The organism is Streptomyces sp. NPDC051740 (assembly GCF_044453165.1).
Lineage (GTDB): Bacteria > Actinomycetota > Actinomycetes > Streptomycetales > Streptomycetaceae > Streptomyces > Streptomyces atrovirens.
The window spans coordinates 196,266-209,827 of record NZ_JBITCL010000011.1 but is presented as its reverse complement, the minus strand read 5'-3'; the positions used below and the strand labels follow the sequence as shown (position 1 = coordinate 209,827).

At 72.3% G+C, this 13,562-nt stretch carries 12 protein-coding genes; 7 read left to right on the top strand and 5 right to left on the bottom strand.

Going from position 1 to position 13,562, the window contains the following annotated elements; translation table 11 throughout:
- Nucleotides 1–5 precede the first annotated feature (5 nt).
- Together ACIA6T_RS20535 and ACIA6T_RS20530 are read left to right on the top strand one after the other, a co-directional pair.
- On the top strand, nucleotides 6–1,841 hold the full coding sequence (locus ACIA6T_RS20535; RefSeq protein WP_399447896.1) for a glycoside hydrolase family 15 protein: 1,836 nt from the start codon (nucleotides 6–8) through the stop codon (nucleotides 1,839–1,841).
- 148 nt (nucleotides 1,842–1,989) lie between these two features.
- Nucleotides 1,990–2,664, top strand: a complete 675-nt coding sequence (locus ACIA6T_RS20530) for a phosphatase PAP2 family protein (RefSeq protein WP_399447895.1) — start codon at nucleotides 1,990–1,992, stop codon at nucleotides 2,662–2,664.
- An 87-nt stretch (nucleotides 2,665–2,751) separates the two neighbouring features.
- Here ACIA6T_RS20530 and ACIA6T_RS20525 read toward each other — a convergent pair whose 3' ends face one another.
- From ACIA6T_RS20525 to ACIA6T_RS20505, 5 genes are all read right to left on the bottom strand, one after another.
- Entirely contained in the window at nucleotides 2,752–3,504 is a 753-nt protein-coding gene (locus ACIA6T_RS20525) for a hypothetical protein (protein WP_399447894.1), read from the bottom strand.
- Between the two features lie 66 nt (nucleotides 3,505–3,570).
- Nucleotides 3,571–4,317, bottom strand: coding sequence for a cupin domain-containing protein (locus ACIA6T_RS20520; protein WP_399447893.1), 747 nt, complete (start codon nucleotides 4,315–4,317; stop codon nucleotides 3,571–3,573).
- Entirely contained in the window at nucleotides 4,311–5,246 is a 936-nt protein-coding gene (locus ACIA6T_RS20515) for a PmoA family protein (RefSeq protein WP_399447892.1), read from the bottom strand. Before ACIA6T_RS20515 ends, ACIA6T_RS20520 begins: the two co-directional genes overlap by 7 nt.
- Complete coding sequence (locus ACIA6T_RS20510) at nucleotides 5,246–6,358, bottom strand: Gfo/Idh/MocA family protein (protein WP_399447891.1); 1,113 nt, start codon at nucleotides 6,356–6,358, stop codon at nucleotides 5,246–5,248. Before ACIA6T_RS20510 ends, ACIA6T_RS20515 begins: the two co-directional genes overlap by 1 nt.
- A gap of 189 nt (nucleotides 6,359–6,547) precedes the next feature.
- Entirely contained in the window at nucleotides 6,548–7,306 is a 759-nt protein-coding gene (locus ACIA6T_RS20505) for a response regulator (protein WP_399447890.1), read from the bottom strand.
- A 242-nt stretch (nucleotides 7,307–7,548) separates the two neighbouring features.
- On the opposite strand from ACIA6T_RS20505, the gene ACIA6T_RS20500 reads away from it, so the two are divergent.
- From ACIA6T_RS20500 to ACIA6T_RS20480, 5 genes are all read left to right on the top strand, one after another.
- A complete protein-coding gene (locus ACIA6T_RS20500) occupies nucleotides 7,549–8,532 on the top strand; it encodes a Bug family tripartite tricarboxylate transporter substrate binding protein (RefSeq protein ID WP_399447932.1) in 984 nt (327 codons plus the stop codon).
- On the top strand, nucleotides 8,529–9,074 hold the full coding sequence (locus tag ACIA6T_RS20495; protein WP_399447889.1) for a tripartite tricarboxylate transporter TctB family protein: 546 nt from the start codon (nucleotides 8,529–8,531) through the stop codon (nucleotides 9,072–9,074). Before ACIA6T_RS20500 ends, ACIA6T_RS20495 begins: the two co-directional genes overlap by 4 nt.
- A 1-nt stretch (nucleotide 9,075) precedes the next feature.
- Complete coding sequence (locus ACIA6T_RS20490) at nucleotides 9,076–10,569, top strand: tripartite tricarboxylate transporter permease (protein ID WP_399447888.1); 1,494 nt, start codon at nucleotides 9,076–9,078, stop codon at nucleotides 10,567–10,569.
- Nucleotides 10,570–10,741: 172 nt separating this feature from the next.
- The gene (locus tag ACIA6T_RS20485; RefSeq protein ID WP_399447887.1) at nucleotides 10,742–11,842 is read left to right on the top strand and encodes a GDSL-type esterase/lipase family protein; all 1,101 of its coding nucleotides are present in this window, start codon (nucleotides 10,742–10,744) and stop codon (nucleotides 11,840–11,842) included.
- 66 nt (nucleotides 11,843–11,908) lie between these two features.
- A complete protein-coding gene (locus ACIA6T_RS20480) occupies nucleotides 11,909–13,546 on the top strand; it encodes a cellulase family glycosylhydrolase (RefSeq protein WP_399447886.1) in 1,638 nt (545 codons plus the stop codon).
- The last annotated feature ends 16 nt before the right edge of the window (nucleotides 13,547–13,562 follow it).

Below are 13,562 nucleotides of genomic sequence, written 5' to 3'. Positions count from 1 at the left end.
CTGCGATGGACGGGACGACCAGGGAACGGGACGAGTCCCGCACGCGCCGGTACGTGCCGATCGCCGACCACGGGCTGATCGGTGATCTGCGCAGCGTGGCGCTGGTGGGCACCGACGGCACCATCGACTGGTACTGCTGCCCGTCCTTCGACGCGCCGAGCGTGTTCGGCGCGATCCTGGACACCGAGCGGGGCGGCTGCTTCGAACTGGCGGCGGCCGTGCCGGCCCGTACCAAGCAGTTCTACTTCCCCGACACCAATGTCCTGATCACCCGGTTCTTCACCGAGGACGGGGTCGGTGAGGTGCAGGACTTCATGCCGGTCGGCGGCACGCCGGCCGACGAGGCCCGGCACCGGCTGATCCGGCGGGTGCTGTGCGTACGCGGCTCCCTGCCGTTCCGGACGCTGGTGGCGCCGCGGTTCGATTACGGCTCCCGCCCGCACACCGTGCGGCTGACCGGCGGCATCGCGGTCTTCGACTCGGAGGGACTGTCCCTGGCGCTCACCGCGACCGTCCCGATGGAGACCGACGGGCCGGACGTACGGGCCGAGTTCAAGCTGGCCGAGGGGGAGACGGCGGTGTTCGCCCTGGACCGGGTCGGCCAGGAGGTGACGCCGAGCCGCTGCGAGTGCGGGGAGGCGGAGCGGCAGTTCGCCGCGACGGTGGCGTACTGGAGGCGGTGGCTGTCCTCCTCGCGGTACCGGGGCCGCTGGCGGGAGATGGTGCACCGCTCCGCCCTCACCCTGAAGCTGCTCACCTACGCGCCGACCGGGGCGATCGTGGCGGCGCCGACGACCAGCCTGCCCGAGGAGCTCGGCGGGGAACGCAACTGGGACTACCGGTACGTATGGGTGCGCGACGCGGCGTTCTGCGTGTACGCGCTGCTGCGGCTGGGCTTCACCGGGGAGGCCGAGGCGTTCATGGGGTTCGTCTCCCGGCACATCAGTCCGGGCGACCGCAAGGCCTCCGGCCCGCTGCAGATCATGTACGGCATCGACGGCCGCACCGACCTCCCCGAACGTGAACTCGGCCATCTGGAGGGCCACCACGGCTCGGCACCGGTCCGCGTCGGCAACGCGGCGGCCGACCAGCTCCAACTGGACGTCTACGGAGCGCTGATCGACTCCATCTACCTCTACGACAAGTGGGCAGAGCCCGTCTCCAGCGAGCAGTGGGACCATGTGACGGCGCTGGTGGACTGGGTGTGCGCGCACTGGGACCAGCCCGACGAGGGCATCTGGGAGACGCGCGGCGGACGGAAGAACTTCCTGTACTCGCGCCTGATGTGCTGGGTGGCGATCGAGCGCGCCATCCGTATGGCCAACCGGCGGGGCCTGCCCGCCGACCTTCCCCGCTGGCAGTCGAGCCGCGACACCATCTACCGGCGGATCATGAGCCATGGCTGGTCGGCGTCGCGCCGGGCCTTCGTGCAGCACGAGGGCGGGGAGGTGCTGGACGCGGCGATCCTGATGATGCCGCTGGCGAAGTTCATCGCGCCGACCGACCCGAAGTGGCTGTCGACGCTCGACTCCCTCACCGAGGACCTGGTGTCCGACTCGCTGGTCTACCGCTACGACCCGCTGGTGAGCCCCGACGGACTGCACGGCGACGAGGGCACGTTCTCCATCTGCTCGTTCTGGTACGTCGAGGCGCTGACCCGCGCCGGGCGCCTCGACGAGGCGTCCCTCGCCTTCGAGAAGATGCTGACCTACGGCAACCATCTCGGCCTGTACGCCGAGGAGATCAGCCACACCGGGGAGCAACAGGGCAACTTCCCTCAGGCGTTCACCCACCTCGCCCTGATCAGCGCCGCGTTCAACCTGGACCGTGCCCTGGGCTGAGGCGCCGCGGGCACGCAGGCGGGCGAGGTCCTGGACAGGACCGGCACGGTGACCACGGGCCGGCCGGGGTGGGCGCGTGCATGCGGATGGATCATGCGTACCGTGGGCACCTGGTGATTCGTCGACGATGCCACCGCGGGAGAGACAGATGAGCGAGCCGCCCACCACCGACCACCAGGACGTCACCCGTCCGCTCACCAAGCCCGTGCCGCCCGCCGACGGACTGCGCAGGGTCGCCTCCGCGGTCCTCGGCGACCTCAGAGCCGTGGACGGCGCCCTGTACGCGGCGGTCGCCGCCACGCCGACGCCCACGCTCGACCGGGCGCTGCGCAGGCTGTCCCACACGGCCGACCACTCCAAGATCTCGTTCGCCATCGCCGGGGTCCTCGCACTGAGCGGGGCGCGGCCGCGGCGGGCGGCGCTGGCCGGGGTCGGCGCCATAGCCGTGGCGTCGGCGTCGGCGAATCTGCTGGGCAAGCGGCTGGTCCGCAGGGCCCGGCCGGACCGGGAGGCGGCGCGGGTGACCGTGGACCGGCACGTGCGGATGCCCACATCGGCGTCGTTCCCCTCGGGGCACACGGCGTCGGCGGTCGCGTTCGCGACGGCGGTGGGCACGGTGCTGCCCGCGGCGTCGGTCCCGTTGGGGGCGCTGGCGTGTGCGGTGGGGTACTCGCGGGTGCACACGGGTGTGCACTATCCGGGTGATGTGGCCGCCGGGGCGATTCTGGGCATCGCCAGTGCGGCCACCGCGCTGGCCGTGGGCGCGGCCCGGCTTCCGGCGTCGTACGCCCCGCACCGGATGCGGTCCCCGCGCCGGCCGTGACCCACGGACGCCGGCACGGCCCGCTCCGCGGCCGCCGGTGACGGGGATCACTCCCGGTCCGTCGACCGCGGTCCCGCACCCGCGGGCTCAGCCCGAACGAGCGATGACCTGTCCGACGACGGAGCAGCGCCTCTCGCACTGCGGACAGGTCGCCTCGCCGAAGGCATGGGCCAGGGCATGCGCCACGTCCTCGTGGCCGTCCGCCAGGGCCAGCCCGTGGAGGCGGCGGCCGAGGCCGTCGAGAGCACCGGGAGCGGCCGGGCGGAGGGGGTGGGTCTCGACACCGTCGGAGAGGGTGTACTCCTCCGACGTGCTGAAGAAGCCCCGCTCACCGATGACCACCCACAGCACCGCGGAGCAGTCCTCGTCAGGGCATTCGAGCTCGTACTCCTCGCTGACGATGCCCCGGGCCAGCTCCTCTCCCCAGGGGATGTCGCCTTCCAGCTCCAGGACCGCTTCGAGCAGGTGGCAGTAGTCGTTGCGGTCCCTGGTGACCCGGCGCCACCGGTGGGCGGCGGCCGGCAGGCGCGCGACCTCGGGTGCCCGCCGGTCCCGCAGGTCCCGGGTCTCGTACCGCTGATCGGCCTGGCCGAGGAGCGCGCCGGCCAGATGGAGGGCCGAAGCGGCCGTGTCGGCGTCGTCCCCCTCGGCCATGTCCGTCAGCGCGGGCAGCACCGGCGGATGGGACACGTCGAGCGTGCCGTCGTGGTACAGCTCCGTCCAGAGGTCGCTCCAGGCCTGACTGTCCCGACCGGCGGCGCGTTCCAGCAGGGCGGCCGTCCGGCCGGAACCGGCCTCGTCCGCACGGGGACCCGGGGAGCCGTTCGTCACCTGCGACATCCAAGCAGACTCCGCCGGTCCGACGGCACCGGGAGAGTCCCGGCGCCGTCCGCGAGGGCGGCGGGTTCACCCGCCCCCGTACGGCACGGTGACCCCCGGCAGCCCGTACTCGTCCCGCCGCCCGCACATCCCGTACCCGCCACGCCGGCTGGGCTCCGCCCGGTACGCCGCCGCCCCGGCCAGATGGGCGAAGTCACCGCCCGCCAGCGCGTCCAACTGCGCACCCGTGCGTTCCGCGGCCGCCAGCGCACCCGCCCGCCACAACTCCCGCCACACCGGCACCCGTTCCCGCACCAGCCCCGCGGCCGCTCGCAGGAACTCCCGGTACGGCCCGTCGTCACCGGCGGAAAGCGCCTCCCGCAGCACGAGGTATCCCTCGACCGCGAGGTCCCGTCGCCGCCGCGCCGCCGCCTCCGCCCTCGTGCCCGTCCCGGCCGGAAGCGTCGCGGCGTCCGCGTACCGTCCGGGATCGGCCAGCACCTCCGCCGGGAAGGTGAACACCGCGTCCCCGGCCTCCGGCAGCCCGCTGTTCTGCATCAGCACCGTGACCCGCAGGTCACCGCCCTGCACCATCCGGTGCACGGTCCCCGGCGTGAACCAGGCCACCGTCCCCGGCCGCAGCGGGATGTCCCGGTACCCGTCGGAACCCAGCGTCTGCACGGCACCCCGGCCCCCGGTGACGACGTACGCCTCCGTGCACACCAGATGCAGATGCGGACTACCGCCGCACACCCCGTCGGCGGCCTCCCAGTCGTAGGCGCTGAGATGCGACAGACCGACCGCGCCGGGGAGCGGATCGGACCCACTCACCACGGCAGGCCGTCCAGGTGCGCCTCCACCCGCTCCCGCTCCCACGCACCGTCCGCGACCACGATCCGGTAGCGGTACGAGAAGGACTCCCCCGGCGGCAGCGCGAACTCCTCGAAGAACGCCCAGGAGAACGCGACCGACGGTATGGGCTGCGAGCGCACGAACCAGTGCGACGGATGGACGGCGCTCCCGTCGAGGTTCTCCGGCGCGTGCGCGAAGACGAGCGTGGAGTGACCGTCGTGCTCGTCGTGTTCGGCACTGAACGAGAGCCACGGCCCCTGCGCGCCCATGAGTTCCCCGGCCTCGGCACCGGCGCCCGCGCCGACGTCCGGCACGAGGACCGTACCGCCCGTGAAGTCGCGCGGCCCGCGCCACTGCAGCCCGGTGTAACCGGCCATCTCACGGCCGGCGGTGGTGGGTGAGCCGAACTCCAGTGGCACGTCACGCAGGTTCGTGAGCCGGATCGACCAGTCCAGCACCCAGGCCCCGGCCTCCTCGTCGACCGAGTGGACACGCAGTCCGCGCTCCTCCCGGGCCCACTCGGCACCGCCGTTCTCCACCCACGTCAGGTTCTCGGTGCAGTCGAACCGGTCGGCCCCGGCCTCGAAGGCGGAGAACCCGTCGTGCCGCATCGACCCGATACGCTCGGGCAGGGGCAGGTAACCCCGACCGTGCACATACGAGTTGCCGCCCCAGAAGTTCTGTCCGGACAGATGACTGGCCGTCATCTGAAGCCCCTTGTGCCAGCGGTGGTCGTTCGGCCGGTACCCGGTGACCGTACGCCCGCCCAGCGTCCGCACCGGATGGGCGTACGGCTTCCGGGACTCGAACGCCTCGGGGTCGGGCCGGTAGACGTACCGCAGGATCTCCGTTCCCCCCGCGGCCGTCACCACCACGGCATCGCCGACCTCATGGGTGACGCGGATACTCATCAGTGCTCCTCGGGCGCCCAGTCGGAGTGACCACCGTGCATGGCTGCGTAGAACGGATCACCGGGGCCGATCTCCCCGGCCCGCACCGGCAGCCCGGTGAACGCGGCCTTGTACAGGGCGGCGGCGAACTCGAGGGTGCTCCGCGCCTCCGCCCCGCTCCCCGGCGGTCGCGTACCGGCGTCGTAGGCGTCGAGGAGGGTGCCCAGCTGCGCCGTGTGCGAACTGGGCACGTCCCGCGAGGGCGTACGCCACGCCGCGGCACGCTCGGCGGGGACGTGCCGGGCCGGGGTGTAGGCCCAGTCGTCGTTGACGTGCCCGTACAGATGGGTGAGTTCGACCGTCGCGTCGGCGCAGTCGACACGGATCCGGCTCACCTCGTCCGGCGAGAGCACGCTGTTGACGACGGTCGCGAGCGCGCCGCCCCGGAAGCGGACCAGGGCGGTGGAGACGTCCTCGCTCTCGGTGTCGTGGACGAGGCGCGCAGCCATGGCCCGTATCTCCTCCCACTCGCCGAGCAGGTGCAGCAGCAGGTCGAACTGGTGGATGCCGTGCCCCATGGTGGGCCCGCCGCCCTCGGTGGCCCAGCGTCCGCGCCAGGGCACGGAGTAGTACGCGCTGTCCCGGTGCCAGGTGGTCTGGCAGTGCGCGACCAGCGGGGCACCCAGCTCACCGCCGCGGATCAGCTCACGGGCGTGGACGGCGCCGGAGCCGTAGCGGTGCTGGAAGATCACGGAGGCGTACGCCCCCGAGGCCTCCTCGGCGGCCGCGATGTCGTCGTACTCGGCGAGCGACAGGCACAACGGCTTCTCGCACAGCACCCAGGCGCCGGCCTTGAGCGCGGCCACCGTCTGCTCCCGGTGGAACGACGGCGGGGTCCCGATCAGCACCAGGTCCGGCCGTACGGCGTCCAGCATCGCGCTCATCGAGGTGAACCCGGCGACCTGCTCCCCGGCGGTCGCGCGGAAGGCGTCGAGCCGGCCCTGGTCCACGTCGACGGCGGCGACCAGTTCGGTGCGGTCGGCGTGGGCGCGCAGCGCGGGCAGATGGCCACCGGTGACGATGGCGCCGGTGCCGACGACGGCGACACGGCGGCGGACGGGGGACAAGGACATGCGGCGCTCCTCGGAACGACGACGAAGGCAGACCGGAAAGCGTCTTAGAAAGCGCTTACTCTCATGGTCGACCCTAGGCCCGCCCGCAGACAGGGACAACCCCATGCCCCGTATTCGAGATCAACCGAAGCCGAAACCGAAACCCGAACCCGAAGCCGAAATCCGAAGCCGAAACCAAATCCGGACCCCCTACGCCCGCAGCCCACCCCCCGACCGCAGCCCTCCACCCTGCCCCAGGAACCGGTACCGCCGCTCGGGCCGTCCCGTCGCCCCGTAGCGCAGCGACACCTCCACGGCGCCCACGGTGTGGAAGTACTCCAGATACCGTCGGGCGCTGACCCGCGAGACCCCGGTCAGAGCGGCGCACTCGGTGGCCGACAGGGTGCCGTCGGTCTCGCGCAGGGTGCGCTCGACCAGCCCTGCGGTCTCCGCGCTCATGCCCTTGGGCAGCGCCGGGGACACCGGCCCCGCCGCACCGCCCGCCAGCACCCGGTCGACGTCCGCCTGACCGCGCACCACCGTGTCGAGCAGCCGCCCGCGCTGCACCGCGTAGCGCTCCAGACGTCCCCGCAGGTCCTCGAAGTCGAACGGCTTGAGCAGATAGTCGACGACCCCGTGCCGCACCGCGCCGCGCACCGCGTCCGCCTCCCGGGCGGCGCTGATGACCATCACGTCGCAGTCGTGCCCGGCGGTCCGCAGCCGGGGGATGACATCGAGACCGAACACATCGGGCAGGTACAGGTCGAGCAGCACCAGATCGGGACGGAGTTCGTCCACGGCGGCGACGGCCTGCTCCCCCGTCCCCACGGCACCGACGACCCGGAACACGTCGAGGCGTTCGACGTAGGCCCGGTGCACCCGGGCCACCCGGAAGTCGTCGTCGACCACGAGCACATCGATCGCGTCGGCTGTCGCGGGCGCAGGGCGATCGCCCCGACCACTGTCCATCGGCTTACTCCTTCCGCCACCGCGTCGGTGAGGTGACCGGGACCGCCCATCATGGCCCCCACCTGCGGCTGGGGAAAGAGACGTGCACCACTGGCGCACCCTCGCTGACGCAATGACCACAACCTCCATTGCTTCCGCAAGCGCGACAGCCCGGCGGCGCGCGGGCACCATGTGGCCCGCGTCACCCTCCCCCACAGGGCCTGGCGTGATCCCAGACGACCGACCGACAGGTGGTGGCATTCGTGCGCCTGCGCACACCCCTCGCCCTGCTCGGGGCCGCCGTGCTCGTACTCGTGGGCCCGCCGCTGCTCACGACCGGCAGCGGCACCGAGACCGGCACGCAGATCCCGGGCCTGCGCTTCATGGTTCCCAACTCGCCCGGCGGCGGCTACGACATCACGGCCCGTACGGCCGCGAAGAACGCCGAGGACGCCGGGCTCACCCACTCCATCGAGGTGTTCAACCTGCCCGGCGCCGGCGGCACCGTCGGCCTGAGCCGGCTGGTGAGCGAGCACGGCAACGGCAAGCTCGCCATGTCGATGGGCCTGGGCGTGGTCGGCGCCGTCCGCTCCAACGACGCGCCGAAGACCCTCGCGGACACCACCCCGATCGCCCGGCTCACCGAGGAGCAGGACGTCGTCGTGGTCGGGAAGGACTCCCCGTACAAGACGGTCGACGATCTGATCGGCGCCTGGAAGGAGGACCCCGGCAGGCTCCCGGTGGGCGGCGGGTCCTCCCCCGGCGGGCCCGACCACCTCGCGCCGATGCTGATGGCGCGGGCGGCCGGTATCCCACCGAAGGAGGTCAACTACATCCCCTTCGACGGCGGCGGCGAACTGCTCGCCTCGATCCTCGGCAACAAGGTCACCTTCGGTGTCTCCGGTGTCGGTGAGTACCTCGACCAGATCAACTCCGGTGAGCTGCGGCTGCTCGCGGTCACCGGCCCGGAACGCGTCGCGGGACTCGACGCGCCGACCCTCCAGGAGGCGGGTTACGACGTGAACTTCACCAACTGGCGCGGCATCGTCGCCCCGCCCGGCCTCACCGACGCCGAGCGCGACAAGCTCGTACGCCTGGTGCGGGAGCTGCACGGCTCCAAGGAGTGGCGGGAGTCGATGAAGCGCAACGGCTGGGACGACGCCTTCCTGACCGGCGAGGAGTTCGGCGCGTTCCTGGACTCCGAGGACAAGCGCGTGGTCTCGGTGCTGAAGGAGCTCGGACTGTGACGACACCGGCCACCGGCGCCACCCCCACGCCCACGCCCACCGACGGACGCCGCTCCTGGCTCCGCGACCACTCCGAACTCGGCGTCTGCGCCCTGCTGCTGGCCCTCGGCGTGCTCGTCCTGACCGACGCGCTCACCATGGACGTCGACATCACCCAGCGCGGCCCCGTCGGCCCGAGGACCGTGCCGGTCGTGGTCGGTGCCGGCCTGCTCGTCATCGCCGCGCTCCTCGCCGTCGACGTGCTGCGCGGCGGCCGGGGGCAGGCCGAGACCGGTGAGGACGTCGACCTGTCCGAACCCGCCGACTGGCGCACGGTGTCGCTGCTCGCCGGGGTGTTCCTCGGCGCCGCCGTCCTCATCGAGCCGCTGGGCTTCCCCGTCGCGGGCGCGCTGCTCTTCTGGGGCGCGGCCCTCGCGCTCGGCAGCCGCAGACCCGACCGCGATCCGCTGATCGCGGCGGTGGTCTCCTTCGTCACCTACGCCGTGTTCAACAACCTGCTCGGAGTGCCGCTGCCCGGTGGTCCGCTGATGGGAGTGCTGTGAGATGAACACCCTCAACTCCCTCATGGACGGCTTCGGTACGGCCCTCACCCCGCTCAATCTGCTCTGGGCCGCCGTGGGTGTGCTGCTCGGCACGGCGATCGGTGTGCTGCCCGGCATCGGCCCGGCGATGGCGGTGGCGCTGCTGCTGCCGGTGACGTACGGGCTCGAGCCGACCGGCGCGTTCATCATGTTCGCCGGGATCTACTACGGCGCGATGTTCGGCGGTTCGACCACCTCCATCCTGCTGAACACGCCCGGTGAGAGCGCGGCCGTGGTCGCGGCCATGGAGGGCAACCCCATGGCCAGGTCGGGGCGCGGCGCGCAGGCCCTCGCGGCCGCCGCCATCGGGCACTTCGCGGGCGGCATGGTCGGCACGGTCCTGCTGGTGGCGCTGGCTCCGACGGTCGCGGACCTGGCGGTGGACATCGGCGCCCCGGACTACTTCGCCATCATGGTGCTGGCGTTCATCGCGGTGACGTCGGTGCTGGGTTCGTCCCGGATCCGGGGTCTGGCCTCGCTGCTGATCGGGCTGACGATCGGTCTGGTGGGCCTGGACCAGATGACCGGCCAGCAGCGGCTGACGTTCGGCTCGCTGCAACTCGCCGACGGTGTCGACGTGGTGATCGTCGCGGTGGGTCTGTTCGCGATCGGTGAGGCGCTGTGGGTGGCCGCGCACCTGCGGCGCCGGCCGCCGGACCCGATCCCGGTGGGCCGGCCGTGGCTGGGCCGCGCCGATGTGAAGCGCACCTGGAAGTCCTGGGCGCGCGGCCCGTTCATCGGCTTCCCGTTCGGCGCGATCCCGGCGGGCGGCGCGGAGATCCCGACGTTCCTGTCGTACGTCACGGAGAAGCGGCTGTCGAAGCACGAGGACGAGTGGGGCAAGGGCGCGATCGAGGGTGTCGCGGGCCCCGAGTCGGCGGCGTCGGCCTCGGCGGCGGGCACGCTGGTGTCCATGCTGACCCTGGGCCTGCCGACCACGGCGGTCGCGGCGGTGATGCTGGCCGCGTTCCAGCAGTACGGCATCCAGCCGGGACCGCTGCTCTTCGAACGCGAACCCGACCTGGTGTGGGGCCTGATCGCCTCGCTGTTCGTCGGCATGGTGCTGCTGCTCGCCCTCAACCTGCCGCTGGCCCCGGTGTGGGCGAAGCTGCTGCGCATCCCGCGGCCGTACCTGTACGCCGGGATCATGTTCTTCGCGGCGGTGGGCGCGTACGCGGTCGGCGGCGAGGTGATCGATCTGGTGATCCTGCTGGTCATCGGCCTGATCGGGTTCGGCATGCGGCGGTACGGACTGCCGGTGCTGCCCGCCGTCCTCGGGGTGATCCTCGGCCCGGCCGCCGAACAGCAGTTGCGCCGCGCCCTGCAGATCAGCGACGGCAGCGTCACGGGTCTGGTCGACACACCGTTCTCGGTGATCGTCTACGCGGTCGTCGTGCTGCTGCTGGCCTGGCCGCTGGTGCGCAAGGCGCTGCCCCGGAAGGGCGCCCGGACCTGATCGAACGCGTCATCCGCCGGTCGGGGCGCGGCACGCAGAGGCCGCGCCCCGACGGCGTACGGGCATCGGGGCGGCGGGACCGCAATCCGTCCCACCTCTTGACGCGTCAATGACAACAGTGGCTTGATGACCCCATGGGAGCGCTCCCACCTCATCCACGGAAGGGGAAACCATGCGCGACACCCGCCTCCTGCGCTTACGCACGCTTCCACTCCTCGGCCTGCTGGCCGCCCTGCTCCTCCCCCTCGGGCTGATCCTCGCGCCGGGTGCGGCGGCCGCGCCGGCGGCGGCCGACCCGGTGCGCGTCATGCCGCTGGGCGACTCCATCACCGGGTCGCCGGGCTGCTGGCGGGCCCTGCTGTGGAACCGGTTGCTGGACGCCGGGCACACGGACATCGACTTCGTCGGCACCCTGCCCGCCCAGGGCTGCGGCGTGGCGCACGACGGGGACAACGAAGGGCACGGCGGCGAACTGGTCACCAACGTGGCGGACCAGGACCTGCTCCCCGCACGGCTGGCGGCGACGCTGCCGGACATCGTTGTCATGCACTTCGGCACGAACGACGTCTGGAGCAGCGTCTCCCCCGACCGCATCCTCGCCGCCTACACGAAGCTCGTGGGCCAGATGCGGGAGTCCAACCCGGACATGCGGGTCCTCGTCGCCCAGATCATCCCCATGAACCCCGGCACCTGCGCCGCCTGCGCCCAGCGCGTGGCCGACTTCAACGCCCGTGTCCCCGCGTGGGCCGCGGCGACGAGCACCGACCGCTCCCCGGTGACCGTGGTCGACCAGTGGACGGGTTTCGACACGGCCACCGACACCTATGACGGCGTCCACCCGAACGACGCCGGCAACGAGAAGATCGCCGCACGCTGGTTCCCGGCCCTGGCCGCACTGCTGAAGGAGGGCGTCCCCGGCGACCCGGATGATCCCGACGACCCGGACGAGCCCGGCGAAGCCACCTGCACCGTCTCCTTCCGGGCGGTCTCCACCTGGCAGGGCGGCTACCAGGCCGAGGTGACGGTACGCAACACCTCCGCCGCCCCCGTCACGGGCTGGACGGTGACGGTCGTACCGGCGAACGGCGCGCGCGTCAGCCAGCTCTGGAACGGCACCCTCGGCACGGCCGCCGACGGCACGGCCACCGTCACCAACGCGAGCTGGAACGGGGCCCTCGCCCCCGGCGCGAGCGCCGCCTTCGGCTTCATCGCCACCGCCCCGGCAACCTCCTCGGCCCCGGCGGCGACCGTCGACTGCACGGCCACCTCCTGACCGCACGCACGGACCGACGCACGGCGCACAGCAAGGACAGCCGACCGCACCCCCACTGGAGCCGCCATGAGACCCCGTACACCCGCCTCCCCACGAGCCGTCGGCCTGCTCGCCGCCCTCCTGGGACTCCTCCTCCCGTTCCTCGCCTTCACCACTCCGGCGCACGCGGCGCCCACCGGGTTCCGCGTCGAGAACGGCCGGCTCCTCGAAGCCTCCGGGAACGACTTCGTGATGCGTGGTGTCAACCACGCGCACACCTGGTACGCCGACCGGATCGGCTCGCTGGCGCACATCAAGGCCAAGGGCGCCAACACCGTGCGCGTCGTCCTCTCCAGCGGCGACCGCTGGACCCGCAACGACGCCGCCGACGTGGCGAACGTGGTCGCGCAGTGCAAGCAGAACCGGCTGATCTGCGTCCTGGAGGTGCACGACACCACCGGCTACGGCGAGCAGAGCGGAGCGGCCACCCTCTCCCGGGCCGCCGACTACTGGATCGGCGTCCAGAGCGCCCTGGCCGGCCAGGAGGACTACGTCATCGTCAACATCGGCAACGAGCCGTACGGCAACACCGACTACACGGCCTGGACGGCCGACACCAAGGCCGCCGTCCAGAAGCTGCGCGCCGCCGGGTTCGACCACACGCTGATGGTCGACGCCCCCAACTGGGGCCAGGACTGGGCGTTCACGATGCGCGACAACGCCGCCTCGGTCTTCGCCGCCGACCCGGACGCCAACACCGTGTTCTCCATCCACATGTACGGCGTCTTCGACACCGCCGCCGAGATCAGCGACTACCTGGGGCGCTTCGTCTCGGCGAAACTCCCCATCGTGGTCGGCGAGTTCGGCCACAACCACTCCGACGGCGACCCCGACGAGGACGCCATCCTGGCCGTCACCCGGCAGCTCGGCCTCGGCTACCTCGGCTGGTCCTGGAGCGGCAACGGCGGCGGCGTCGAGTACCTCGACATGGTCACGGACTTCGACCCGAACCAGCTCACCAGCTGGGGCGAGCGCCTCTTCAACGGCGCCGACGGCATCGCCGCCACGTCCGAGGAGGCCGCGGTCTACGGATCCGGCCCGGGCGACGACACCACGGCCCCGACCGTTCCCGGCACCCCGGCCGCCTCGGCGGTGACCGCCTCGTCCGCGACCCTCACCTGGGGCGCCGCCACCGACGCGAACGGTGTCACGGGCTACGACGTCGTACGGATCAGCGGCGGCGCGGAGACCGTCGTCACCACGACGGCCGGCACCTCCGCCACCCTCACCGGCCTCACCGCGGACACGTCCTACACCTTCGCCGTCTACGCCCGGGACGCCGCCGGCAACCGCTCGCAGCGCTCCGCCACGGTGACCGTCACCACGTCCTCCGGCGGCACGACGGGCGCCTGTGCGATCGGCTACCGGGTGACCGGCGAGTGGCCCGGCGGCTTCCAGGGCGAGGTCACCGTCCGCAACACCGGCAGCTCGGCGGTCAACGGCTGGACACTGACCTGGACCTTCCCGGCCGACCAGCGGATCACCAACATGTGGGGCGGCACGCCGACGCAGAACGGTTCCGAGGTCAGCGTCGCGTCCGCCCCGTACACCGCGTCGATCCCCGCGTCCGGCTCGGTCTCCCTGGGCTTCACGGCCTCGCGGACCGGCGCGAACCCCAGCCCCACGGCGTTCGGCCTGAACGGCGCGGCCTGCTCCGTGGCCTGACGGACCGCTGCCCGGA